Source organism: Clostridium cellulovorans 743B, from assembly GCF_000145275.1.
Taxonomy (GTDB): Bacteria; Bacillota; Clostridia; order Clostridiales; family Clostridiaceae; genus Clostridium_K; species Clostridium_K cellulovorans.
Genome location: NC_014393.1, coordinates 3,866,811 through 3,893,777, shown reverse-complemented (window position 1 = coordinate 3,893,777; position 26,967 = coordinate 3,866,811). Strand labels below are relative to the sequence as shown.

Annotated in this window: 22 protein-coding genes and 3 pseudogenes; 22 read left to right on the top strand and 3 right to left on the bottom strand. The window is 30.2% G+C overall.

Annotation, left to right across the window (positions count from 1 at the left end; all coding sequences use genetic code 11):
* Together CLOCEL_RS15855 and yabG are read left to right on the top strand one after the other, a co-directional pair.
* Nucleotides 1–1,026, top strand: a complete 1,026-nt coding sequence (locus CLOCEL_RS15855; RefSeq protein ID WP_013291831.1) for a CotS family spore coat protein — start codon at nucleotides 1–3, stop codon at nucleotides 1,024–1,026.
* Between the two features lie 229 nt (nucleotides 1,027–1,255).
* Nucleotides 1,256–2,152 carry a sporulation peptidase YabG gene (gene yabG, locus CLOCEL_RS15850; RefSeq protein WP_010073236.1) on the top strand — a complete coding sequence of 299 codons (897 nt, stop codon included), beginning with the start codon at nucleotides 1,256–1,258 and terminating at the stop codon, nucleotides 2,150–2,152.
* A 717-nt stretch (nucleotides 2,153–2,869) separates the two neighbouring features.
* Here the strand turns inward: yabG and CLOCEL_RS15845 are convergent.
* Together CLOCEL_RS15845 and CLOCEL_RS15840 are read right to left on the bottom strand one after the other, a co-directional pair.
* The gene (locus tag CLOCEL_RS15845) at nucleotides 2,870–4,180 is read right to left on the bottom strand and encodes a sensor histidine kinase (RefSeq protein WP_010073234.1); all 1,311 of its coding nucleotides are present in this window, start codon (nucleotides 4,178–4,180) and stop codon (nucleotides 2,870–2,872) included.
* On the bottom strand, nucleotides 4,173–4,862 hold the full coding sequence (locus tag CLOCEL_RS15840; protein WP_010073233.1) for a response regulator transcription factor: 690 nt from the start codon (nucleotides 4,860–4,862) through the stop codon (nucleotides 4,173–4,175). Before CLOCEL_RS15840 ends, CLOCEL_RS15845 begins: the two co-directional genes overlap by 8 nt.
* Nucleotides 4,863–5,026: 164 nt before the next feature.
* On the opposite strand from CLOCEL_RS15840, the gene CLOCEL_RS15835 reads away from it, so the two are divergent.
* The 7 genes from CLOCEL_RS15835 to CLOCEL_RS15805 all read left to right on the top strand — a co-directional run bounded on the left by CLOCEL_RS15835 (nucleotide 5,027) and on the right by CLOCEL_RS15805 (nucleotide 12,878).
* On the top strand, nucleotides 5,027–5,728 hold the full coding sequence (locus CLOCEL_RS15835; RefSeq protein ID WP_010073232.1) for a TVP38/TMEM64 family protein: 702 nt from the start codon (nucleotides 5,027–5,029) through the stop codon (nucleotides 5,726–5,728).
* Between the two features lie 30 nt (nucleotides 5,729–5,758).
* A complete protein-coding gene (gene pssA, locus CLOCEL_RS15830) occupies nucleotides 5,759–6,277 on the top strand; it encodes a CDP-diacylglycerol--serine O-phosphatidyltransferase (RefSeq protein WP_013291830.1) in 519 nt (172 codons plus the stop codon).
* A 166-nt stretch (nucleotides 6,278–6,443) separates the two neighbouring features.
* A complete protein-coding gene (locus tag CLOCEL_RS15825; protein ID WP_341271466.1) occupies nucleotides 6,444–7,427 on the top strand; it encodes an AI-2E family transporter in 984 nt (327 codons plus the stop codon).
* Between the two features lie 327 nt (nucleotides 7,428–7,754).
* Nucleotides 7,755–8,231, top strand: coding sequence for a MarR family winged helix-turn-helix transcriptional regulator (locus tag CLOCEL_RS15820; RefSeq protein ID WP_010073229.1), 477 nt, complete (start codon nucleotides 7,755–7,757; stop codon nucleotides 8,229–8,231).
* 19 nt (nucleotides 8,232–8,250) lie between these two features.
* Nucleotides 8,251–9,978 carry an ABC transporter ATP-binding protein gene (locus tag CLOCEL_RS15815; RefSeq protein WP_010073228.1) on the top strand — a complete coding sequence of 576 codons (1,728 nt, stop codon included), beginning with the start codon at nucleotides 8,251–8,253 and terminating at the stop codon, nucleotides 9,976–9,978.
* Nucleotides 9,975–11,798 (top strand): ABC transporter ATP-binding protein, encoded by a 1,824-nt coding sequence (locus CLOCEL_RS15810; RefSeq protein ID WP_010073227.1) that lies wholly within the window; start codon nucleotides 9,975–9,977, stop codon nucleotides 11,796–11,798. The genes CLOCEL_RS15815 and CLOCEL_RS15810 overlap by 4 nt, the downstream gene beginning before the upstream one ends.
* Before the next feature lie 15 nt (nucleotides 11,799–11,813).
* Complete coding sequence (locus CLOCEL_RS15805; protein WP_013291829.1) at nucleotides 11,814–12,878, top strand: phosphotransferase family protein; 1,065 nt, start codon at nucleotides 11,814–11,816, stop codon at nucleotides 12,876–12,878.
* Between the two features lie 125 nt (nucleotides 12,879–13,003).
* On the opposite strand, the gene CLOCEL_RS15800 is transcribed toward CLOCEL_RS15805, so the two are convergent.
* The gene (locus CLOCEL_RS15800; RefSeq protein WP_010073224.1) at nucleotides 13,004–13,309 is read right to left on the bottom strand and encodes a helix-turn-helix domain-containing protein; all 306 of its coding nucleotides are present in this window, start codon (nucleotides 13,307–13,309) and stop codon (nucleotides 13,004–13,006) included.
* A 156-nt stretch (nucleotides 13,310–13,465) separates the two neighbouring features.
* On the opposite strand from CLOCEL_RS15800, the pseudogene CLOCEL_RS22415 reads away from it, so the two are divergent.
* From CLOCEL_RS22415 to CLOCEL_RS15755, 13 genes and pseudogenes are all read left to right on the top strand, one after another.
* A pseudogene (locus tag CLOCEL_RS22415) lies at nucleotides 13,466–13,678 on the top strand (sporulation peptidase YabG); the annotation flags it as partial.
* A 225-nt stretch (nucleotides 13,679–13,903) separates the two neighbouring features.
* On the top strand, nucleotides 13,904–14,377 hold the full coding sequence (tnpA, locus tag CLOCEL_RS15795; RefSeq protein ID WP_013291570.1) for an IS200/IS605 family transposase: 474 nt from the start codon (nucleotides 13,904–13,906) through the stop codon (nucleotides 14,375–14,377).
* A 1,609-nt stretch (nucleotides 14,378–15,986) separates the two neighbouring features.
* Nucleotides 15,987–16,304, top strand: coding sequence for a 7TM diverse intracellular signaling domain-containing protein (locus CLOCEL_RS22055; RefSeq protein WP_010073221.1), 318 nt, complete (start codon nucleotides 15,987–15,989; stop codon nucleotides 16,302–16,304).
* Between the two features lie 13 nt (nucleotides 16,305–16,317).
* Complete coding sequence (locus tag CLOCEL_RS23810) at nucleotides 16,318–16,491, top strand: response regulator (RefSeq protein WP_087943107.1); 174 nt, start codon at nucleotides 16,318–16,320, stop codon at nucleotides 16,489–16,491.
* A gap of 26 nt (nucleotides 16,492–16,517) precedes the next feature.
* Nucleotides 16,518–16,667, top strand: a pseudogene (locus CLOCEL_RS23555) (LytTR family transcriptional regulator DNA-binding domain-containing protein); the annotation flags it as partial.
* Nucleotides 16,668–16,789: 122 nt separating this feature from the next.
* Nucleotides 16,790–17,575, top strand: a complete 786-nt coding sequence (locus CLOCEL_RS15785) for a hypothetical protein (RefSeq protein WP_010073219.1) — start codon at nucleotides 16,790–16,792, stop codon at nucleotides 17,573–17,575.
* 360 nt (nucleotides 17,576–17,935) lie between these two features.
* Entirely contained in the window at nucleotides 17,936–18,871 is a 936-nt protein-coding gene (locus CLOCEL_RS15780; protein WP_010073218.1) for a hypothetical protein, read from the top strand.
* Nucleotides 18,872–19,653: 782 nt separating this feature from the next.
* Nucleotides 19,654–19,842, top strand: a pseudogene (locus CLOCEL_RS22400) (sporulation peptidase YabG); the annotation flags it as partial.
* Between the two features lie 512 nt (nucleotides 19,843–20,354).
* Nucleotides 20,355–21,284 carry a 2,3-diaminopropionate biosynthesis protein SbnA gene (sbnA, locus tag CLOCEL_RS15775; RefSeq protein ID WP_010073217.1) on the top strand — a complete coding sequence of 310 codons (930 nt, stop codon included), beginning with the start codon at nucleotides 20,355–20,357 and terminating at the stop codon, nucleotides 21,282–21,284.
* A 5-nt stretch (nucleotides 21,285–21,289) separates the two neighbouring features.
* Nucleotides 21,290–22,258, top strand: coding sequence for an ornithine cyclodeaminase (locus CLOCEL_RS15770; RefSeq protein ID WP_010073216.1), 969 nt, complete (start codon nucleotides 21,290–21,292; stop codon nucleotides 22,256–22,258).
* Nucleotides 22,259–22,502: 244 nt separating this feature from the next.
* A complete protein-coding gene (locus CLOCEL_RS15765) occupies nucleotides 22,503–24,152 on the top strand; it encodes a hypothetical protein (protein WP_010073215.1) in 1,650 nt (549 codons plus the stop codon).
* Nucleotides 24,153–24,211: 59 nt separating this feature from the next.
* Entirely contained in the window at nucleotides 24,212–25,630 is a 1,419-nt protein-coding gene (locus tag CLOCEL_RS15760) for an ATP-grasp domain-containing protein (RefSeq protein WP_010073214.1), read from the top strand.
* Between the two features lie 40 nt (nucleotides 25,631–25,670).
* On the top strand, nucleotides 25,671–26,951 hold the full coding sequence (locus CLOCEL_RS15755; protein WP_010073213.1) for a hypothetical protein: 1,281 nt from the start codon (nucleotides 25,671–25,673) through the stop codon (nucleotides 26,949–26,951).
* Nucleotides 26,952–26,967: the final 16 nt, after the last annotated feature.

The following is a 26,967-nucleotide window of genomic DNA, read 5'->3' as shown; positions in this document are numbered from 1 at the left end:
ATGATGAGGGAGCAGGAAATAGAAAGACAATTTGGGATTAAGATTGAAGCCATAAAACCTAATAAAGGCGTTTACTTTCTGAAGACCAATAAGGGAAATCGATGCCTTAAGAAAATTAACTATGGCGTGCAAAAATTGCTATTTGTCTATGGTGCAAAAGAGCATCTGATAAATAAAGGTTTTACAAAAGTTGATAGGTATTGTCTAAACGTAGACGGAAGTATATATGCCTCGGTTAATGAGGATATATATACCTTGTCTCAATGGATAGAAGGAAGAGAGTGTGACTTTTCAAATATAGATGATTTAACCCTAGCAGCAAAGGCAATGGCAGAATTACATGAAGCATCAAAAGGATATGATCCACCAGAGAATAGTAAACTTAAGACAGATATAGGAAGATGGCCTATGCTTATGGAAAAAAGGACTAAAGCCTTGGATAAGATGAGAGACATGGCAAGAAAAAAGAACATGAAAACCAGTTTTGATTTGAGCTATATAAAGAATTATGAAGAGTTTAAGGCACTAGGTAAAGAAGCAAAAGCTATACTAGATTCATCAATCTATCCAGAACTATGCAGAATAGCAGAAGAAGATAAAAGTTTATGCCACCATGATTATACATACCATAATATAATCATGGACAAAGATAACAACGTAAATATAATAGATTTTGATTACTGCAAAAGAGAAATAAGAGCTTATGATATTGCTGGCTTTATTACGAAAGTATGTAAAAGAGTAAATTGGGATATAAGTTATGCTAAGATAATAATCGATGGATATAATTCAATAAAGCCTATCATGAGAGATGAGTATAAAGTTATTTATTCATTTTTAATGTTTCCTCAAAGATTCTGGAGACTTTCAAATAGATTCTATTATAACGAAGTTAACTGGGGACAAAAGGTTTATGATAAAAAAATTGAAGCGTTAATAGCAGAACTTGATAGTTTTAGAAGCTTTTTAAATGAGTTTAAGGAATGTTATGTAGTTAATTTTGAGGAAGAAACAAAGGAATCATAAGAGATAGTTTATAGAAAAATATATAAAAATCCTTACAGAATCTTTGATATGAAATTTTCATAACTAGAAATCCTGTAGGGATTTTTTCTTTTTAAACTAAGCAACTAATAGGGTGCCGAGAATAAAAAATTTAAGCAGTATGGTCACTGAATTTTGGGCGAAGTGTTTGGTACAAAGTCTTTTAAAGCTACATAGAATATATTGAGCAGAACTATAAGGAGAACTACAAATGAAGATAGGAGATAGTGTAGCACGAAAATCTCATGGGAAAGACTTGATATTTAAAATTGTTGGCGAAAAAGAAGTTGAAGGAAAGATTATCTATGAGCTTTCTGGACTTAACATTAGAATACTTGCAGATTCTCCAGAAGATGATTTAGAAGTAGTAGATGAAGAAATGCATGGGAGTATAGATCAGTTATTTAATAAGAAAGTAAATGAAACGATTAAATCTATAATTATGAGTAGAGGCGATGGACCTTGCACTGAGCCTACCGATAAAGAAAGAATAAAAAAAAAAGTAAAGGAAGTTAATAAAAGTCCAAAGGACAATGAATTAACTTTTGGAAGACCAGGGAAGATACTACATGTAGACGGAGATCCTCGTTATTTAAATGAATGTATGAAAGTATACAAACAACTTGACTTGGTTGCTGAGGGGCGGGTTGTAGCCGAGAAAGATCAACCTAATATAATTGTCCAATTGGTAAAGGAAACAAAGGCTGAGATTGTAGTGATAACTGGCCATGATGGAATTCATAAGGATGTAAAAGACTATCAGAATATAAATAATTATAGAAATTCAAAGTATTTTGTTGAATCTGTAGCAAGATTAAGGGACTATGAACCTAACTATGATAATTTAGTTATTTTCGCTGGAGCTTGCCAATCATATTATGAAGCAATACTAGATGCAGGCGCAAATCTAGCTAGTGCACCAAAAAGAGTCTTAATTCATTGCCTCGATCCTGTATTTATTTGTGAAAAGATTGCTTATGCAAGTATTGATAAGGTGGTAGATATTAAGACTTTATTAGCTAGTACAATAACTGGCTTTGAAGGTATTGGTGGTGTTCAGACTAGGGGTAAGTATAGGGAAGGGTATCCGAGGTCTTTTTATAAATAGATGAAAAAGAAGCTAGGTTAAAGAAGTTAAGCAATTATGCTTAAGGATTTTTCACCTAGCTTTAAATTCATATATTAAAATGTTTGATTATTAGAATTTTGTCTTTATAGAATTAATAAAGTATAAGTAAACTTAATAAAATAAAGGAGGAACCTAGCATTGAGTCTGCCTAATATTGATTTTATGATGGACATAACAAAAGAGTTTCTTAGTGGGAAAGTTGATGATATAGCTTATACTCGTGATTTCTCATATGAATTAGAGTAGTGATACAAGCAAATGCAGCGTAAAGATGATAATTATTGTGAAGTGATATACGAATACCTCTATGAAGAAGGCGGTGCTCTATACTATGAGATTTCAGACCATGATTAAAAAAACTCATACGAAAATAATATAACTATATAAAGAAAATTGTATAAAGAAGGAATTTATTAAGATACCAACTTAGAATCTTTGATATGAAGCATATTTGTTCCATTGCTTACTATTTTCTCATTTTGTCAATACTTCTTAAGCTATATTATAAAATGCATAGTAATTAACATTTAATTCTTTTCTAAAAAAATATATTATGCAATAAAAATTGGGGTGAGTAAATTTTTTGAAATTATCAACTACAATGGTGTAGTTTTACATGATTACAAGGTACCCTATTATCAAAATAGTTACTTGTTTTTATTATAAAAAATCCTCTATTGTAGCATAGCTACTTTTTCATATGTTTATATTTAAAGTTATCTTAACTCCAAAAATGTTTCCAGTTTTTCTAGCATCGATTTTACCGTTATGAGTTTCTATAATTTTCTTGCATGTTTTTAGACCTATACCTGTGCTGGCTACTGGTTTTAAATTATTTATTTTGTTTTCTATAGTAACAAATAATTTTCTATTTTCAACATAGTAATTCACTTTAACCGCCTTAGAATTATCAGCATATTTAGAAATATTAGAAAAAATGTTATCAAAAACTCTTCGTATTGATATTAAATTTACTTCAAGAAAAAAAGGTGTGTCACAAGAAACAATATTGAATAGAAACCCTTTATTATCCAACATAAAAATTTGTTCTTGAATTAGTTGTTCTAATAGTTCGTTTCCGTTAAAAGATTCTAGTTCTAAAACATCACATGTGTTAAATACTATAAAATATTCAAATAACTTATCGGATAGGTATTTAATTTGATATGCTTTCTCTCTGCTATTATGTATATACTGATTAAAAGCCTCATCGGTTTTATATTTTTTATATTCAATTATGTCCAAATAACCCACTAAAGCTGTGAGGGGAGTTCTTAAATCATGTGACAATGCTGTAATCAATTCACTATTTGCGAGTTTTGCTTCATCTTCATTTTCCAATCTTTCAATAAAGGATTTTCTCATATCATTAATGCTTTGAGCTAATGAGGAAAGTTCATCATTGCTATCTATAGTAATTTGATATGTTAAATCTCCTCCTTCTAATATTTTTATTTCATTTTCAAGCAGTCCAATATAGGTTATTTTTTTGTTAATGAAAAATAATATAAGAAGTATAAAACAAAATAATGATATTGCTACACCAAAGAAGATTAAAATATAGTAGTACTTATATTCGAAAAAGCATTCCATATATATTTTTGCATTCGTATCAGTAAATGATATATCAACAAGAGTATCACTTGCGAAAATTGGCCTTTCTTTATATTGTTCATAATTGGTTAATTCATTATTTTTATCAGGATAATAAACTAAATTATTATCTTTATAAATAAAAAGATTCACATACTTATTTTTGCGAGTCCAGCTTTTTATTTTATCATAATCATTTATTGATAAATTATTATCTATTACATATGTTTTAAACTCTGATATAGCCTGAATTTTTTGATTTGTGAGAAAAGAAGTTTTATCAAAGTAATTATTTAATAACTTTTCACCTAGTGTTTGTGCTAAAAGAAATATAAAAACAGATATAATAAATGAAAATATTAGTGATATTATTAATTTAACTTCTAACTTAGTAGAAAGAAATTTTCTATTCAATCCTGTACCCCTTTCCCCAAACTGTTTTAATATATTTAGGATTCTGCGGATCTAGCTCCAATTTGCTTCGTAAATTTCTTATATGAACCATAACCGTATTGTTGCAAGAATAAAAATATGGTTCCTTCCAAATGCTTTCATATAAATTTTGTACTGAAAAAATTTTTTTGCGATTTTGAGACATTACTAAAAGGATGTTGTATTCGATTTCCGTCAAAACGATTTCCTGGTCATCTATTGAAACTTCATTTGATGTTGTACTTATTTTCAATCCATTAATAGCAATTGAACCTGTTACATCGATTGTTTCTTTTCCCTTATACACATAGTATCTTCTAAGCAATGCCTTAACTCTTGATACTAGTTCTGTATATGAAAATGGTTTTGAGAGATAATCGTCACTTCCAGCAGAAAATGCCATGCATTTATCTGAATCTTGAGATTTTGCGGTTAGAAATAAAATAGGCGCACTTGTCTTTTCTCGAATTTCTATACATGCTTTAAACCCTGTTTTCTTAGGCATCACTACATCAAGTATTATTAAATCTATGCTTCCATCAACTTTGTTTATAGCATCTTCGCCATCTACAGCCTCTATTACATTGTAACCTTCACTCTCCAATAAAACTCCAACGATTTCTCTTATCTCATCATTATCATCTGCAATTAAGATATTTCTCATAGTATTTATTAATCACCTCCACTTGTTATTAGTATATAATGCACTCCATCTTAAATCTATAATATTAAGATGACTTAAGAATTCTTAAGATTTAATATATGCAAATCTTAAGATGTGATAGATAAACTATTAATTATTAAATTCATCAAAGAAAGGAGAAAATTATGAATAGAACAAAGTTTGTATTAATAGGAAAAATACTATTGGCATTATTGGGAGGATTAGCAGTTGTATTAATTATTAAATATTTACCGTATCTCATTGAAATTACTGTATCACTTGATAAGTTCAGGGATTATATAGTTTCTACTGGTAAGTTTGGAGTTATAATGTTCGTTTCTTTTCAAATACTACAAACTATTATTGCACCTATTCCTGGTGAAATAATTCAAGTTGCTGGTGGATATATATACGGTACGCCTCTAGGCTTATTATATACAATATTAGGAATATTACTTGGATCTATTATAGCTTTTTATTTTACAAGATTAATAGGAGCTTCTTTTATAGAAAAGCTCATTAAAAAGAAAAAATCTCAATTGATTTTAGATATTATGGACAGTAAAAGATTCTCTATTACTTTATTTATATTTTTTATTATACCTGGGTTACCAAAAGACTTCCTAATATACGTAGCAGGTTTAACACCAATTAAACCTGCAAAATTCTTTGGAATTTTACTTATTAGTAGATTCCCTTGGCTTTTAGCTTCTGTTAGTATAGGCGCTAATATTCATTACGGAAACTATATATCGACAATAATAATTTCATTTGTAACTTTAGTGATATTTGTACTTGTAATAATTTATAAAGATAAACTTATAAGTAAGCTATCACAGGTTAGGCAAATTAACAAAAGTATGTAATTTGATAATCCAAACAAAAGGAGTAAAAACATGTTTAAAAAGTATATACCAAACATATTAACATTTATAAATTTATCATTTGGGGTTATTTCAATAATTGAAATTTTAAATAAAAATTTTTTAGGAGCAGCCATACTTATAATATTAGCTGCTTTAGTTGACAGGTATGACGGTAGGATTGCCAGATTTTTAAATGTGCATAGTGAATTAGGGAAAGAACTAGATTCTTTGGCAGATTTAATTTCCTTTGGAGTTACACCAGCTATATTGCTATTTGTTAAGTATATTCCTTCTGATCAAATTCTTAGAGTTACTGGAGTTATTTTCATACTGACTTATATAATATGTGGTTGCTATAGATTGGCCAAATATAATGTGAGTGAATTTGATGGTACTTTTACTGGAATACCAATAACACTTGCAGGTTCTTTTCTTGCATTATTTTCTTTATTTGTACCTAGCACTAGGATATCTATAGTTCTATCTAATATTTTAATTATAGTTCTTGCTTATCTGATGGTATCAAAACTTAAGTTAAAAAAGATTTAATTTTAAGTAGTTAGTTTAAACTAAACTTTCTAGAGTAGTACTTAAAAATAAAAAAATACCTAACACTTTTATGTAGTAGACTATTGAGATTTAAGAGAAGTATTATTGCTTAAAAAGGAGGGATTACCATATGTAGCCTAAAAAAGAAGAATTTTCAAAGGGCGTAATAAGAGCTAGTGCTAAATTTATACTTATAGCTTTAATAATATACCTTATGAGGGATTTATTGAATTTAGTTATTTTTACCTTTATATTTTCTTATTTAATGTATAATTTACAAAAACATATTGCAAGTAAATTACATTTGCCAAGAACTGTTGTAATAATTGTTTTATATGTTGTTATTATTGGATTAATGGGATTTATTATTTTTAGATATACTCCTGAAATTATAGAAGAAGTCCAAATTATATACGGAGAAATATCAAAAATTGAGATTCCCGATAGTTGGTCTGAATATATAGAATTTTTAACTAAACAAATTAATATATCAAAATCTTATGAGACATTTATGAATACGGTTGTCATTACAGGTAAAGCTTTATTGAAGGGAAGTTTAAATTTATTAATTTCATTAATATTAAGTATGCTTTTCGTTTTAGATATAGAAAGAGTAAAAAAATTTTTATACAAATTTAAAGCAAGTAAGGTATCAAGGATTTATAATCGACTTGAGTATTTTGGCACAAATTTCATAAATTCCTTTGGAAAGGTAATACAGGCTCAATTTTTAATAGCATTAGTGAATTCTATTCTTTCCATAATAGCTTTATGGATTATGGGATTTCCACAATTAATAGGCTTAGGATTTATGATATTTGTATTAAGTTTTATACCAGTTGCTGGGGTCATAATATCCTTAATACCACTTTCTTTAATAGCATTCAAAATTGGTGGTGTAACTAAATTAATATCTGTTATTATAATGATTGCTTTGTTACATAGCTTTGAAAGTTATGTATTAAATCCTAAACTAATATCTGACAAAACTTCTTTACCAATATTTTTTATATTTGCAATACTAATTCTTGGGAAGGAGTTTATGGGCATGTGGGGGCTATTGTTAGGGATACCTTTATTTATTTTTATTTTAGATATTTTAGATGTCAAGATAGTAGAAGACTCTAAAAAAATCAAAAATGTAGATTAATATAATAAACTGAAAAACTTAAAGATATTTTAGCTTAAGAAAAGTTCACAAGAGAATTGCTATAATTTCTCAGGAGGCTTCAAGTGATAAAAATAACAAAAAATTGCATAAAAAATAAAGGTCAAAATAAATAGTAAATCATAAGAAGAGAACATTAACTGGGTTGGAAGATATCAATATAAAAGGTTTCTTCTAAGCTTAGGCAAATTTATTATTCTTGGATTGACAATCACCATAATACATACTATAATTAATCTTAAATAAGAATAGTAATGATTTAGGACTATAATTGATTTGGACTAATTGCAGATGAAGGAGAGATACCACATGGATGAAATTAATACAAGGGAACTGATTGGACAATTTAATGATAGCTGGAACTCGATTTTGAAACTGTATGAGCAGTATGCAAAATCTGTTGAGCTATCATATGTGAGTTTTTCAGTGCTAGAGATTATCTACTGGACACCTGAAAATTGCACGCAAAAACTAATATGTCAACAGACATATTTACCAAAACAGACTGTAAACACAGTTATTAGCGACTTTTGGAAACGGGGAATTGTCGAACTAAAAGAAATAGCTGTAGATCGCCGGAATAAGACCATACAATTAACCGAGTCTGGGCAGAAATATGCAAAAGGAATAATGGAGAGGGTTGTAAAAGCTGAAGAAGCAGCTTTTAAGAAAATGCCTCCTGAAATAATGCAGCTTACCATTGATATGATAAAAGATTATGCGGATACTTTCAAGGAACATATAACTATAAATGAAAGCCTAGATGATTCACAATTTAAATCATGATCGGGTACAGGAGGTTGAAATGATAAAACTCTTTCGTTTTTTAAAGCCATATAAAAAGCAGGTCGCTGCTATGCTGGTATTATTGTTATTAAAAGTGTTAGGAACACTTTATATTCCTACATTAACTGCAGAGATTGTGAACAAAGGCATTATTGGGGCAGATCTGAATTACATTTGGAGAATCAGCGGTGTAATGCTCTTGGCAGCGGCAATTGTTGTTGGTGTTTCAATTTTAGAGACATACCTGTCTTCACATAATGCTGCACTTATAGGTAGGGACATTCGAAATGCTTTATTTCGTAAGATTCAGGATTTATCCTTTAATGATTTTAATCGTTTTGGTACAGCGTCCATGATTAATAGAAACACCAATGATGTCATTCAAATACAGCAGGCATTTTCCACAGTGGTAGAAATGCTGCTTCCTGCTCCATTCATGACTATCGCTGGATTAATACTGGCTTTTTCAAAAGACCGTATACTGGCCTTTTCCATTGTGGGAGTAATGATAATTGTGATTCTGCTGGCGTTGCTTTTAAGCAAAAAGGCAGTGCCTATGTTTAGTAAACTACAAGTTTTACTGGACAATATGAACCGTAGTGTCCGTGAAAAGATTATTGGTGTTAGGGTCATCCGGGCATTCAGCCGAACAGGTTACGAAAAAAAACGTATGGATGAAACCTTCACAGACTATGGCAAACTGGGAATACGCATCAACAAGCTGTTTGCCGTATTGATGCCACTAATCATTCTCATTATGAACTTATGCACTCTGATGATTATATGGGTGGGAGGACTACGAATATCTTCTGGTATGATGCAGTTGGGGGATCTTATCGCAATCATTGAATACGCTACGATTACTTTGACATATTTAATCATGGGTATTGCGGCGATTATGGTGATCCCAAAAGCGAATATCAGTGCAGAGCGAATCAACGCCGTATTAGATATTGAATCATCTTTATCCAAAGAACTTACCAAACAAAATGAAAATTCAAGCACTACAAAAGTCGAATTTCGAAATGTGACATTTGGGTATAACGGTGCAGATGAGCCTGTTCTTCACGATATCAGCTTCTGCACGGGTAAAGGGCAGACGACTGCTATAATCGGCAGCACTGGTTCAGGAAAATCAACAATTGCAAATCTGCTTATGCAGTTCTATGAACCACAGGAAGGTGACATTTTCATTGATGGTGAGGATATCCGTAACCTCTCTGTTCAGACAATTAGGAGCGAAATCGGATATATTCCGCAAAAGGCGTTTTTATTCAGTGGAACAATTGCTGACAATCTCCTGCATGGGAAAAAGGACGCAACATTCGAAGAAATGCTCCATGCTACTAAAATAGCTCAAATAGATGGATTTATAGCTGGTTTGGATAAAGGATTTGATTCGCCCGTATCACAAGGGGGAACAAATTTCTCGGGTGGGCAAAAGCAGCGGCTTTCAATCGCCAGAGCAATCATCAGAAATCCTAAGATATTTGTATTTGATGACAGCTTTTCAGCATTAGATTTCAAAACAGATGCGAAATTGCGGGCTGCCTTGAAAAGCGAAACTGCGGACGCTGCAGTTATCATTGTAGCACAGCGTATTAGCACTATAATGGATGCTGATCAAATCATTGTTCTAGATAATGGCAGGATAGCTGGTAAGGGAACTCATAATGAATTGTTGCATGGCTGTCAGGTGTATCAGCAAATAGCAGAATCTCAATTAAGTAAGGAGGGATTGGCATGAGTGAAGGAAGAAACGTGGACAAGCAAAAAAGTGTCGTTAAGAATAAAAACACTAAAGGAACCGTATCCCGGCTTATCAAGGAATTGATGGTGCAAAAATGGAAAATAATTACCGTACTCTTTGGTATCGTTATAAGCTCTATTTTAGGTATCATCTATCCCATGCTGCTTGCACAAGCCATAAATCAGATTTCTGATGGTGTTCAGGATGCGGTGTCAACAGGTGTGACATTTCAATTAAACCTGTCAACAATGGGTTTTATCATGTTTTCCTTGCTTACCATATTTTTGGTACGAGCTCTATTCGGTTATCTGCAACAATATGTTATGGCGGGCATTGCACAGAACTTGACAATTTCCATGAGAAAAAGAATCAGCACAAAGCTGAACAAGTTGCCACTACGCTATTATGACACCCACAAAAAGGGGGATATATTAAGTCGTATAACAAGCGATTTGGAAAAAGTGGCAGATACCTTGCAAGAAGGCTTATCACAATTGCTTTCCTCGGTGGTTGGCATTATCGGTGCTCTTATAATGATGTTTTCTATCAACATTTTTTTATCGCTAATTGTACTGGGTACCGTCTTTATTAGCCTTGTCATTGCAGGGGTGATTTCGGGGAAAACCCAGCGTTATCAAGCAGATAATCAAAATGCTCTTGGAGAACTGAACGCTAGTATTGAAGAAGCCTTTACTGGAAATGTGGTTGTCAAGGCATTTAACCTAGAAGATGAAATGATAAAAACTGCAAAGGAGTTAAATGAGAATCTACTCAAAACTGGCATACGAGCTCAATTTATCACTTATATCATTAATCCTATAATTCAGTTTCTGAATAACCTGGGTTATGTTGTTGTCGCCGTGGGCGGTGCTATTCTAGTTTTGCAAGGTGGTATTTCCATTGGTTACATCCCCGCATTTTTCCAGTATACCAATAAGGTTTCGGAGTCAATAATGACTCTGGCCTACGTTATCAACTCCCTGCAAGGAGCGGTTGCTGCTGCTGAACGTGTATATGAGATACTGGATGAGCCGGAAGAAATACCTGATGAGGATACTGTTTCCATGCTTCCTTCATCAAAAGGTGAAGTTCAGTTTGAACATGTTCGGTTTGGATATGATGATGATGCCATATTGATGGATGATATCAACATCAATGTGAAAGCTGGAAGTAAAATTGCTATTGTAGGTCCCACTGGTGCAGGAAAAACTACCCTAGTTAATCTTTTGATGCGCTTTTATGAACTGCATGGCGGCAAAATAATGGTTGACGGTACGGATATTAAGGATATGAGTCGTAAGCAGCTACGTTCAATGATTGGCATGGTTCTTCAGGACACCTGGCTTTTTACTGGAACGGTAGCGGAAAACATTTCATATGGACGAGAAAATGCCAGCGAACAGGAAATTGTGCAAGCTGCTAAAGCAGCAAGGGTCGATCATTTTATTCGTACACTTCCACATGGATATAATACAGTTTTGGATGATGAAATTTCCAATATATCTATTGGACAAAAACAGTTGCTTACAATTGCAAGAGCGATACTCGCCGATCCTGCAATACTGATTCTGGACGAAGCAACTTCAAGCGTAGATACCCGTACCGAGGTTGAAATCCAAAAGGCTATGAATGCTTTAATGAAAGGCAGAACCAGCTTTATTATAGCACACAGGCTTTCTACAATCCGTGATGCCGAACACATCTTAGTCATGAACAACGGAACAATTATTGAGCAGGGAACACATATAGAATTAATAAAACAAAATGGTTTCTATGCAGATTTGTATAACAGTCAATTTTCTACTGAAACTGCATAAGAAAGGGGGAACATTATGAAAACTTCAACAAAAAATATGTTTTCAGCTGAGCTGATTGTCACATTGGTTCATAAACATTTTCCAAATGCGGAAATAACGGAAATCAGGGAATTGAAAGGCGGTACCTTCAATACAGTTTATCTGATTGAAGGCAGCAAAAGTCTGAGCAAGGGGTTAATCTTAAAAACAGGACCAAATGCTTCTGCTCAAGTGACAGAACATGAAAAGGATATTCTGCGCACAGAGGTTTATGTATATAAGCTTTTAGAAGATGTACAGATTCCGGTTCCAAAGGTTTATGCACATGATTTTTCCAGAGCGGAGGTTCCATGTGATTACTTCTTTATGGAGCAGGTTGTAGGAACTGTATGGTTTGAACATTGGACAATTAAGCAACCTACGTTAATGAGAGAGCTTGGTCAATACACTGCTGCACTTCATAGTGTTAAAGGTGATTGGTTTGGATATATCAATGATGACGAAAATGGACGCTTCAATACATGGGGTAAGGCTTTTACCGCTATGATGAATAGTGCATTGACAGATGCTGAACAACAGGGTATTCGGCTTCCACATACTGAGATTAGAAGAGCTGTCTACTCTAGAATGGAAATTCTTGATGCTGTTCATACGCCAAGCTTAGTAAATTTCGATATGTGGGCAGGAAATATCTTTCTAGTGAAAAAAAAGAGATTCCACATATCAGGTGTTATAGATTTTGAACGCAGTTTTTTTGGTGATCCTCTTGCTAGTTTTTCCTCAGCTTTAATGTTATATGAGGATGTAGAAAAAGAACCAGATTTCATCTCCGGATATAGTGAAATAAGCGGCAAGCCCTTAGTTATTAACAACAATGACCGTGCCAAAATTGCTTTATACCAGATTCTTATGTATGTCCGTTCGATTTGCGAAACACATCGGTATGGCTTCGTAATGCGGCTATCACAAAGGTGGTACTGTTATTATGCTATCAAAAGTTTGCTACGAAAGCTTTCCCGAGTTCCATTGCAGGAAGACAAGAATACAATACCTCAATATATTATAGATACAAAGTTAAATAAAAAAGAAAGGAACTTATAGTTATTATTTGCGAATCAATAATGAAAGAATTTTATAACTATAAGAATAGCAGATATTAAGTTTAGAGAGAGAGGAATCTAAACTTAATATCTGTGTTTATATGAAAATAGTTAATGCGTAAAGGATTAAAACACATTCAAAGTTTTTAACTTCATATACATATCATAAGAAAGCCTAATCTTACCACTAAGCAACCGAGCAAATCCAGAATGAGACACTCCTAAAATACCCTCAGCCATAGAATAAGAATACCTATTTCTATCCTTCCATTCCCTTATCCTATCTTGATAGCTACTATAATATATAGAATAATATTCATCAAAATATACAATAGGAATAGAAAACATCTCACCTAAAAGCTTAACATTCTCAGGTTTAGGAAACACACCTTGTTCCCATCTAATAATAGTATCTAAATGTAATCTAGACATATTAGCTAATTCATGGCGTTCCAAGTTATGAGTTTTTCTAAGTTTAATTATTTTCTCAGCAATAGTTCCTTCAGGAAGATTCTTATACAGTTCTTGATAAAGATTTAAAGTGTAGTTTGAAAATATTTTCCAAATTATCGCAATTTGGTACTGTGAGCAGGCGCAAATCTAGCTAGTGCACCTAAACGGGTATTAATTCATTGCCTCGATCCTGTATTTATCTGTGAAAAGATTGCTTATGCAAGTATTGATAAGGTGGTTGATATTAAGACATTGCTTGCTAGTACTATAACTGGATTTGAAGGGATTGGGGGTATTCAGACTAGAGGAAAGTATAGGGAAGGATTCCCAAGATCCTTTTATAAATAAAGCAATTTTAACTGTAAACAGCCATTTACAGGCTATTGCCTAGAAGTGTGAATGGGAGAAGGACGCGCCTTAGGACGGGCTTCTTTATTGTTTTACGAATACCACAGGTTTTACCTGTGGTTCTAAAAAGCTTCTAGCGATGAGTAGAAAAAAAGAATACCTCCAATGTAAAATGGTAGTAGGTTTGCCGACCACAACCAAAAGTACAAAGGAGGTATATCCGTAATGGATAATAGTAGTTTAGCACATAGTAAATGGAATTGTAAATATCACATAGTCTTCGCACCAAAGTATAGGAGACAAATCATATATGGAAAAATAAAAGCGGATATAGGGGTAATACTTAGAAAGTTATGTGAACATAAAGGAGTAGAAATTATTGAAGCAAATGCATGTAAGGATCATATACATATGCTTGTAAGTATACCTCCGAAGTTAAGTGTCTCTCAGTTTATGGGGTATTTGAAAGGTAAGAGTTCATTGATGATTTTTGACAGACATGCAAATTTGAAATATAAATATGGGAATAGGCAATTTTGGTGTAAAGGCTATTACGTTGATACAGTTGGAAGAAACAAAAAGATAATAGAAGAATACATAAAGAATCAAATACAGGAAGATTTAGCATATGAACAAATGAGCTTGAAAGAATTTATTGACCCGTTTACGGGTGAATCAGTAAACAAAGGCAAAAAATAAAGCACCTTTTAGGTGCAGCCAGTAAAGGTATGCGGTTGGCAAACCGCTCAATGTGCGAGTAGCACGGCCAGTAACATGCCCTTATAGGGCTAAAGCAAACCACCCGTTTGACGGGTGGTCCTGATTGTATAGGAATTAGAACTTTTTTTGCCATAAAAAAGTGCCTTTTAAGTATTGGTACGACTAAGAATTATGGGTTGTGAAAAAAAATGGGAGTGGTAAAAAAAAGGCGTGTCCTGAGACACGCTTTGTTCTATAAAAATTTTATTTGATTTTTGTAAAGTTACCATATCCATAACTACTACCAGATTTTTTAGTAATTACACCTTCTTTGCCAGCATCTAAATATTCAACTCCGTATGATTGAGATGTACTGTTTGGTGTATCACTCCAATAAACTACAACTGAACTTGTATCTGGGTTAATAATACCAAAACCTACGTTTACCCACTTTTCGTTACTTGTAGCATCAAAATTACTACCATTTATATAAATATTATTTTCCTTTTATCTAATAAAATATGTTCCGTTATCAATACATGTCCAAGTTCCTTCTAAGTTTTGCATTTTAAAACCTTCTTTCTATTAATTGTTTTGTAATCATGATAGATATTAAAATTAATTCTTTCAGCATCCGGATTGCTATGTCATTATTATAATTGCTATTTTAGTAAAAAAAATACAAAAAATGAGGATAACATGCAATGAAATTATTTTAGTGTCACGAGAGCCAGAGTTGTTTAGTAGACCTAATATAGGGAATAAAGTATAAGAGCCAATTAATTAAAGTTAATACAAAACAAAGGATTCTATATTGTTAATAAAATCATTATATTGTAAAATATGTATGTGTAAATGATATACAAATTAATTTATATCTGTTAATATTAAGGGTAAAATAACTATTTTCATATATGCCTTAATATAAATTTTATTAAAAGTAATCTTAGCATTGATTATTATGGTTCTAATGTTAAATTTCTTTTTGGGATGCAAACAGTATCAATTAGCAAGTAAAAAAACACCAAAAGCTATTGGGGGAGAGTTTAAACTTTCCAACTGGGATTTTAAAAAGGATGGAACAATTTTTTTAGTGGTAAATGGGAATTTTATTGGAATAAACTGCTTTATCCAGAGAATTTTAATTAGGGACTGACTTTCTATGAAAAAGACATTGTAGTAGTTGATAGTTCGTGGACAAACTATCAACTTAAAGGGAAGAAATTCCCTAATGAATGATATGGTACATACAGACTCTTAGTTGACCTTGACTATCTCTCTCAAGACCTTGCTATTAATACCAAGGCGTTTATTTCTGCTTGCAGAATATGGGTAGATGATAACGAAGTTTTTCAGGCAGGTATTGTTAGTTATAAAGACAATAATTCTAAAGCACGTTCAAACCACAGTTAATATCAATCTATCCTCAAAACAGACAGTTTTACATAACGGTTCAAGTTTCAAATTATGGATATGCCTATGGTGGATTTGTAACGGGGTTAGAGTTGGGTGATATCAATATACTTAATAACCAAAATAACACCCAAGAATATGTTGATATGTTTCTTTTGGGAAGTATATTAATAATGGGATTTTATCATTATTTCCATTGGATATACCACAAGGGTTTTTGAGATTTTCACAAGTTATCGGATTATGCTTTCCTGTAATAACTATAATTTTGGTAGAAAAATATAGTAATTTATTTTTTATACCTTATGAAATAATAGGTATATTTATATTAGTTACTTTGCTCATTGTTCTTGCAAAAGCATTGTTGAAGAAAAGAGAATCTTCTTTTCTTGTATTTAGTGCAGTATTGTTTGTAATACTAATCGCTGGTAATGATATATTAAATAGTTATGGCATAATTTCTATTGGCTACTATATTCCTTTGGGAGTTTTTCTCTTTAAGTTGATGGACTAGCTGTTGCCGGGGAATATTATCACATGATGAGGAAATCAAAATTGTATTTGTTACTGCATATGATGAATATGCAATAAAAGACTTTGAATTAAATGCTGTTGATTATATACAAAAACCCATCGATCCTCAAAGGATAAAAGCCTCAATTAAAGTAAAGAAACTCTTAATTATTATGAAAATAGATTAAATGAACATAATTTCTTTCGGTGTCATAGAAGCTTTATTGTGAATATTAAGAAAATAACCGAAGTGATACCTTGGTTTAATAATACATACAAATTAATAATAGATGAAGATTTGCAATTTAATGTAACTGTAAGAAGGAGTTATATGGGTAATTTTAAGAGTCTTGTTGCTTTATGATGATATAAAACAATTAAAATAGTTAGCCTGTCTTTATAAAGAAGCGTATTCAAAATGAAAAATAAGTTAGTGAGAGGTCTAAAAGCCTCTCGTCACTAAATATAAAAAGGAGAATTAGTATAATGTCAAATAATATATCAATAATTTTTGATCCAAAGTTTCAGGATAGTATAATGCAATCTGTAGAAATAACTATAGAACCTTTACAAAAGTCAGTTACTCTAGATGCAAATAATTGGGTTCCAGATCTTTCTAAGTTATTAGAAGGAGTAACAGGGCAAATGTATTTAGATACCCGTATGTCAAAAATCATCATAGACTCCGATTTAAGATTAGGTGGGGATGTTGAAAATTGTTGGCTAGAAATAATACCTTATAATTCTGAAAAGTTTTCTATTAATCTTACTAATTTTTCACAAAATATTAATGAGGAACTTTTAGCTGATAATAATAAAGCTTTACAAATTGAGGGTTTACAACATAGTAATGATATTAAAGAACCTAGACCTACTGTTTTATGTGAATATCCATTTTCTGTATCTTCCGTAAGTGCTCAAGCTGAAGCTATTAATGATATTAATAGTACTATTAACAATGAAAATTATACTGATAATAATGTAGTGTTTCTAGCAAAAAAAACTGGATCTAATTGCTATTTTAGTATTACACAGGATAAACAAAGTTTAAGTGCAGTTTTAGCAAAAGGTTCTCAATATAGAAATATTGATACGTCTGTAGACCAGGCATCTAAACCACCTTTTTACTTTAAAGGAAATGCAGGTTTTAATAGAGAAGTAGTTTATATAGATGGAGAGTTTATATGTGTATATAAAGATGAACATGAAAATGATACTGAAGTAGCTACATTTGGTTTTTATCTTGAGAGCAAGGTAATAGCAAGTCAGTGATTATTATACATACAATTAGCTGTCATTTAACTTGAAATTACTAAAAAGTAACATAATCTTTAATAATTAAATATATAAGATTGATAAAAGTAGTTTTCTATAAAATAAAGAAAGCTACTTTTATTGTATTTTTAAAGTAATTGCATCTTAAGTTGTAATTTGTGTATTTTAAACCAATATTTTGCATTACGTAGAAAAATATAAATAGTTCATTTAAATATCAATTATAATAATCTCATAGCGATCCGGATGCTCTAGTATTTAGTTTAAACATATTACTAAGAAAGTTAAAAAGTAATATATAAAATCAAAATGAAAGAATTTTTAAAAACTATATTTTTAATTTAGGAGGAATATATTATGTTAAACTCAAACACTGAGTTAGAGTTAATCTTAGGTGAAAAGGTGGTATTTGCTAGTGATGAGGTTCAGAATACACAAAGTAATTTTCAAGATTCTGATGGATTAATTTCATTTCTAAATTTGTCAAGCTCTTTTATAAATAATTGTAATCAATATAAGGTAGGCAGACAGTTATGCGATAATGTATGTAGCTTTTATGCTACACTAAGAAATAAGACATATAGATATTTGACAAAAAATCCAGCAAAAGTATTGCCAGGAGATGCATATCCTAGTACCCAATGGGATAGGAGTGTAACACATTACATGGAAGAGATGTTAGTTGATGCAGGTGGATTTTCAGGATTTAAAATTACAAGTGAAACATATAGCAATACACAGAATATTAAGAGTTTTAGTGTAGACGTATTTAAGCAAATTTTTGATGCTGCTGAAATTCCTAACTCTATTACAAATGATGCTACAAAGTTTATCCAAGGTGTAGGACAAACACTGAAAAATTGTTGGGATCAAACTAGTAAGAATTATCAACTAGCGTTAATGGCTCAGTGCCATGAAGGTGTGCCGATAGATGAATCTAACTTTATTTACATCCCTAAAGTTAAATATTATTACATTTCAATTAATACTAGTCAGACAGAATTTACAAGTGATTGTTCAAAAGTACGACAATTAACTTTTAATTTTAATTTTGAGACATATGTTAGCATGCTAAAGGCATCGGTATTAGAGGAAAAAAATCAAGATTATTTAAAGTTTAAAGCATTTTTAGATAAAGCACAACAAGTACAGTATACTGAATGTAATAATAATTTAGATGAGATTCTTAATGATACAGCATCAGAAACTTCAGGAACTTCAACTACAAGTGAACTTTTCAAAACACTTAATACTAAATTGGAAGAGTACCCTGTTTGCAAGATAAAAAGTTAATTTATAAAAAATTTGTTATGTAATAAAGTTGCTAATTGAAAATTTTACTTAATCTATACGATGATTAAACCGCAATAAGCTGTAAATATATTTCCACTATAGGATTTAAGGTGCCTGTCTTATTCTATTACAATAAAAATTACCTAATTCTTTGTTAAGAATACTTTCTGTGGAATAACCATATAATTAATAACACAAGAAATATCAGCTAACATTAGTAGAAAAGAGATAAAACAGATATTACTTATCAATTCATATAGGATTGCCGAAGTGATATCTGTTTTTTAGATACGATGATTCTCTAGTACTATTAATGCTAAAGTTATTTAATATTTAAAATACATCCAATATTTTTAACTTCAAATACATATCATAAGAAAGCCTAATCTTACCACTAAGTAACCGAGCAAACTCAGAATGAGATACCCCTAAAATATCAGCAGCCTAGAATAAGAATACTTATTTCTATCCTTCCATCCTCTGATCTTATCTTTATACCTACTATAGTATATAGAATAATATTCATGAAAATACCACATAGGAATAGAAAACATCTCACATAAAAGCTTAACATTCTCAGGTTTAGGAAACACTCTTTTTTCCCATCCAATAATAGTATCCAAATGTAACCCAAGATATCAGCTAAACAAGTTATGAGTTTTTCTAAGTTTAATTATTTTTTCTGCAATAGTTTCTTTAGGTAGATTTTTATATAGTTCCTGATAAAGATTTAAGGTGGAATTTAAAAAAATATTCCAAGTTGTCGCAAGTCCGTACAATGAGCAGGCGAAAATCTAGCTAGTGCACCTAAACGAGTCTTAATCCATTGCCTTGATCTTGTATTTATCTGCGAAAAGATAGATTACACAGGGAGAGATAAGGTGGTTGATATTAAGACTTTGCTTGCTAGTACTATAACTGGTTTTGAAGGTATTGGGAGGGGTATCCGAAGTCTTTTTATAAATAGATAAAAGAAAGAAGCTAGGTTAAAGAGGTGGGGCAGTTGTGCTTAAGGTACTCTTTAATCTAGCTTTATATCATATACTTTATGACTTCCTTTATTGTATTCTTCCATACTAATCATCTTTCATATAAATAAGTATGGATAGTTTATTTTAATTCCAAAAGACACCGTATTAAGTCGATGGTTTTAGACCACACGAATAGAAAATAAACAAAGTATTAGATAATATATTTTAAATAAATTGTATATTATTCAGAATATATTAAAATTTTAATGTTATATAATACTTAGAAAATATGATATATATACATATATATTGACATAAAAAAGAATAAGTGTTAATATCTTATTTAAATTAATAACATTGTTAATATTTGATTAAAATACTAACAATGTTATTAATTTGAGGTGTATTGTAAATAATATCTAATTATTAATTATAAATCAATAGGAGTATATTAATTACATATAGATAGTTATAATACGGTTAACACTAAAAACAACAAAATAGGAGGAAATATGAGTTACATAAGCAGATATATAAATAATGTTGGTAATACACCATTAGTAAAACTAAATAATGAAGAAATTAATGCAAATATATTTGCAAAGCTTGAGGGATTTAATCCTACTGGAAGTATAAAAGACAGAGCAGCATCTAAAATATTAAAAAATTTACTTGAGAATGGAATTATAAATAAAGAAACAACAATTGTTGAATCTTCATCAGGAAACTTTGGTATTGCTCTAGCTTCATATTGCAAAGAATTGGGACTTAAATTTATATGTGTAATAGACCCTAAGATATTACCAATAAATGAATTGCTAATATCATCACAAGGAGCAAAACTTATAAAAGTTACTAATGCTGATGAAAGTGGAGGGTATCTTAAATCACGTTTACAGAAGGTCAAAGAAATAATTGACAGAACACCGAATTCCTATTGGATTAATCAGTATGCTAATAGTTTAAATGCTGATTGTTACAAAGAAACAATAGGTTATGAAATATGTGAAAGCCTAAAGGTTGATTACATATTTATAGGGGTAAGTTCTGGGGGAACAATAACTGGAATATCAAAGGCTGTAAAAGAAAAATATCCAGAATCGAAAGTTATAGCTGTTGATGTTATTGGATCAAAAGTTTTTGGGCAAGAGGAATGTAATAGAAAGATACCAGGAATAGGTTCAAGCATAAGACCACCTGTATTAGAAGAATCTATCATAGATGAAGTGGTTATAGTTAGTGAAGAAGACTCGATAAATATGTGCAATGAGCTGCTAAAAAGGTATTGTATTTTTGCAGGTGGATCATCTGGTTCAGTATATCAAGCCATTCATCAATATTTTTTAAAATATAAAATTGACGGTGTTCCCAATGTTGTAGCAGTCTTTGCAGACAGAGGGGATAGATATTTTGACATGATTTATAAAATTTCCGAGGAGTGATAGTAATGCTATATTTAAATGAAAAAGATATTTCGAGTATTAATTTTAATTGGAACGAATTAATAAATTGCATAGAGGAAGCTACAGATGCTATTAACAATAATGAAACTGTACAACCTATAAAACCTTACTTAAGATTTAATGATATGAGTAATAGGATTATAGCTATGCCGGCATATGTTGGAGGTAATATACAATCATCAGGAATTAAGTGGATTGCAAGTTTTCCTAAAAATATTAATTTTGGAATCCCAAGAGCTCATAGTGTAATTGTTCTGAATGACATTAAGACTGGAGAGCCTGAAGCAATTATAAATACTGCCTTAATCAGTATGTTTAGAACAGCATCAGTTAGTGGTACGCTAATAAAATATTTTGATAAAGTTAGGCATTTAAAAGATGTAAATGTTGGAATTATAGGTTGGGGACCGATAGGACAAACTCACTATAAAATGTGCAAAGAGATACTAGGGGAAAAAATTAAAAAAATATGTATTTATGATATAAAATTTAAAAACAATTCAAATAGTGAAATTGAAAATGATGAAAAATTAAAGGTATGTGATAGTTGGGAGGAAGTTTATAAAGACTCGGACATATTTATAACATGCACTGTTGCAGATAAATCATATATAAATTTACCCCCTAAAAAAGGCTCATTAATACTAAATGTTTCACTACGAGATTTCAAAACGGATGTTTATGAACAGGTGAAAAACTCTATAATAGTTGATGATTGGGAAGAAGTGTGTAGAGAGAATACTGATATAGAAAATTTTAGTAAGGAAAAAGGCTTATTAAAAGAAATGACTAAAAGTATTGTTGATGTAGTGTGCAATAATTGTTTAAAAGATTATAAAGATTCAGAGTTAATTATGTTTAATCCAATGGGAATGGCTATTTATGATGTTGCTATAGCAAAATATTTTTATAAATTTTCATTAGAAAATAACATAGGTTACTTGGATAAATAGTATAAGTGATTATTTCTCAGTAGATTTTAGTACTTGAAGAAGTTTTCTATATCAGTCAAGAACATAGCAATGTAGTGGCAAGAATTATCCTTGATAGATACAGTAAACTTCTGCGGATTGACAACAAGAGGAAAGTGCAATCATTCTTGGTAACAGGTAGATTCTAACTGCGTTTCGATGAAATTTGACATATGAAATAATAACTCAGCATAATTCCAACAGTTGTGAAAGGGAAGATAAAAAGATGAAGAGTTATGTATCTTTAGATGAGATAGTTGAAGATTTAAATAAAAATATGGCATCAGAAAAAATTATAATAAGTTGCAGAGATGAAATTTTAAAAAAAGGTGAAATTTCTAAAAGTGATATAGAGGCATTTAAAAAGGCAAAAGAAGAATTTCTAAATGGAAAATCTATGTTGCTGAAAATATTTAATGATAAAGCGAAATTTGCATTGGACTGGTCATTTTTAGGAGATGTCTATTCAGATAATTTCCTAGATATCAAAAATGAAAATGATAGTTTAAATATAAAAGAAATAGATATGAGATATAATTATTATTTGCAAGTATTATCATTGTTAGTTACAAAGGGTAACAACATATCACTGGTGAGTAATAGTGCGTTAGAAGGTCAAATAGGTATATTAAATTTATGGATAGAAAAAAACATTTTAAGTTTAGAAGATATAAATAAGATATACGTAATAAATGATTTGAAAAATATACATTGGAGTAAATCAGGAAATGTAGTCCAAGCTATAGCTTACTCATTGAATAATAATATAGATTTATCAATGACTAAATTGAGTGATTTTTTAGATGGAAAAATAACTTTAATAAGTCCTGACGAACTAAGAAAAATACTATCGAATTATAAATATTTTACTCCTTTTTATACAAAATATCATGATGTTCTTAAAAAGAATAGCATAAATATTTATGTAAATTCTAAATTAATAAAATTTAGTCCAAGAAATTTTTTGTATAATATTAAAGAAAGTGGAATATTTAATGAAAGTCTAATTCCACTTGGGAATGTATTTAAAAAAGATGAAAAGAAATCATTCGATAAATTAATTAGAAAAATAGGAGTGGAATATTGGCTTAAACTAGATGGAACAAGTGGAAGTACTGTATTAAAGCTAAATGTTAAGGATGATGTAGAAAAAATAATTAAAGATTTTGAAAAAATCAACATAATAAATAAATCTTATAATAATTTAGTTAGACCTAATTGTATAATTGATAACAGTTTTGAATTAGAAATAGCACAAGATATAGGAACAAAATTTAATAGTGAAAATATGAATCATTTCAATATACAAGTAGGAGTAATAAATACCAATGATGTTTCAAAAAAATTTTTGCCTGTAATAATTAATATTAGTGATAAAAAAGATATAGGTAATGGATTTGCCTGGGGTAATATGGAGAAAAATCTAAAAGGTAGAATTATAGAAAAACTAGAACAACCACTATTGAGTTTATGTAAATCATTATTCGATAAATTGAAAGAAGATTTTATTATATCATTAGAAGGATTTGCAGGATATTTAAAAGAAAGTAATGAGTTTGATGTATGCTTGTTAGAGGCTAATTTAAGAATTAGTGGTTCATGTTTAATAACGTTGACAGTTCATCAACTATTCACAGAGATATTTAAATTGCCTACAGAAACACCTTTTGTCACTTTTAATTTTGCAATAAAGTTTAAATTAATAGAATTGTATGAAAGAATTGCCAATAAATATAGGTTAGGATTTTTAGTTTTGGGATATGAAAAAGACAATATCTATAAAATTTTAATATACGATAAATATAATTTAAATAGTAAATTTTATGAAAATATAAAACTCTATGTAGAGTATTTAAAATGTAATTTAGAGAGTTAAATGCAAATATGCAATTAATTTGGCTAATTAAAATCTAATTTATAGTTGGAGGAATAGCTATGTTAAAAAATCAAGTGTTAATTTGTGTATATTATCATAATAGATCAAAAAAAGGAAATCTGAAATTATTATCAGAATGGAGAAAAAAGTCAGGGGTAAAAGTAATGCTTCTAGCCAATAAATCTGAAGATTACGTGGCAAATTATGTAGATGAAGTATTGGTATCAGATTTTGAGAATCAAGAAAGTTTATTTAAAAACTTGGATGAATATCTAAAAAATAATTTTGTTCAACTATTAGGGGCTGTATCATTTGGTGAAGACGAAGTTCCAATTACAAATAGAATATGTGATATTTATAATCTAAGAGGAAATAGTATTTCTTCAGGCTTAATTACAAGAAATAAGTGGATGATGAGAGAAGCATTATATAGTAGTGATATATACGCCCCTAAATGCTATAAAATATATAATTTAGAGATGGCTGAAAAGATAGTAAAGGAAGAGTTTTTAGATAAAAATAAAAAGGCATTTTTAAAACCGCCTATAGGTACAGGGAGTATGTTTTGCACTAAAATTACATCCATAGATGATTTGAGAAAAACATGGAATGAATTCTATTTGGGATCATGGGAATTTGCATTGAAAGATCCTCTTTGCAATGAATTGTTTGGCTTTAATGTAGAAAATTATTATATGGTAATTGAAGAGTTGCTAAATACTTATATATGTGAAGATGATATGCTTAAGCAATTGTTTAGTGTCCATGAGTTAAGCGTTGATGGAGTCTTAAATGAAGGTCAACTACATGTATATGGTATTACTGATAAATTGATACCTGATGATAAGGATGGAAGAGAATATATGTGGAGGACAACTAAGTTATCTAGAGAGTTTCAAGAGATCATCAAAATTAAAGCTCAAAAAATAACAGATGCTTTCGGACTAAAGTATGGTTGTATACATTATGAGTTTAGGCTAGAGAAGGTTTCAGTAAATGAAGCAGATATAATTTATAATAATGTACCTGTGAGAGCTACTCTTTTAGAAGGAGCATCAAGATTTGGTGGAGCATATATGCAAACTTTTTGGTATGAAGCAACAGGTTTTGATTCGATTTCATACCTATGCAATCAAGCGTGTGGAATTATAAGCAATGAAAAAAATATATATCTTAATCCAGCTATAATGCTAAATGTGTGGTCTGAGGAAACTGGCGTGTTAGAAGAAGTGGTTGGTTATGATGAACTAAAAAATATATCTCAAAAGTATTTAGCTGATTTTACTATTTATGACAATAAGGGGGATAAGGTTGAGTTTTCTAGTAAATCAGAGAGAGGGGCAGGACATGTAATGTTTATAAACAGAGATATTAATTTGTTAAAGGACCCTCAAAAGGAATATAATTATGGATTTAATGAAATAGAAGAATTATTTATGTATGCTATTAAAAATATAAAATTAAAAATTTCCAAATAAACATTTCTTGCGTAAATCACTTTATAGGAGATAACCGATTATGTATAAAAAAATTCTAGAAGATATAATGATGTTGAAGTTTGGTATCAAAGGATCTGTAAGTGAGTGTTGGGAATGCAATGGGTCTAAGAATAGAACTATATTGTTTAAATTTGTTAGCAATGGTAGCGTTGATTTTTTTGCAGCACGTAAGTATAGTGCAATTTTGGTGAATGAAGAATATGAAAGTTTATTATTACAAATTGCCATAAAAACTGTTTGTAATAATAATGGGTTACTTACCGATATACCCTTATCTACGAAAACAGGATCAAGTTTTTTTGAGTATAAAACAAAAGAAAAAGAAATATGGAGTATTAGCAAAGGAATTCAAGGAGACTGTTTAGATTGGAGTGAATGGGAACACTTTCAATATAAAGATGGGGTTGCAGAAGAATTTGGTCATTTACAAGCTAAATGGGATAACTGTTTTTATAAGTATTCATTCGATGAAATTGTAAATTTTATTACTGAGAATGATATGGACGTGATTAAATCATTCTTACAAATAGAATTAGATAGAAGTTTTGTAATTGAACGAATAAAAAATAAATATTTCTTACAGAATGAGTTTATAAATTTATACAACTTATGTAATGCAGAAAAAAATCTCGAGTATTTTCAATTAGTTAGCAATCAAATAAAATCATATAACACCAAATATCCTAAATTAGTGCACACTTATTCTATATGGGAAAAAAGAATTGAGGAGTTTTTAATAGAAATAATAAGTGAGCAAAAGAAATTTTTTAATAAAAATTTAATACTACAATATTCAGATATGAGTCCTAATAATTCATTTTTTAAACCTAACAAATTTAACTTGGAAAAAATTGATGGATATATTGATTTTGAATTAAGTAGATGGAGCAGCATAAGGTTTGATTTAGGAGTAGCAGCAAGCATGAGATTTGGTGATGAATTAAATTCAATAAGTAAAGAAAATATAATAAATGGAATTTCCCCTAAAACTAAAATTAATTTAAGTACAAATTATAAAAAGTTCATTTTGAGTTATTTAAAAGATATTGACAGGAAGTACTTGCCTAATTGTGCTGAATTCCAATCATTTTTTGTTGCATTGAAAATAAATATTATGGGATTAATTTTTTGGATTCCTAAAATAGCTGAATCTGATATTTATGATGATAAAGAATTACAAGAGTATCTTTGTAAACAAATCAATAGATTGGTAGCAAGATTCAATGTTGGAAAAAATTATTATAAAAACTTTGTAAATACTGAAATTTACACAAATATAAAACTTGGAGAATTTGTATAAGTTTATGGTAGCTTAT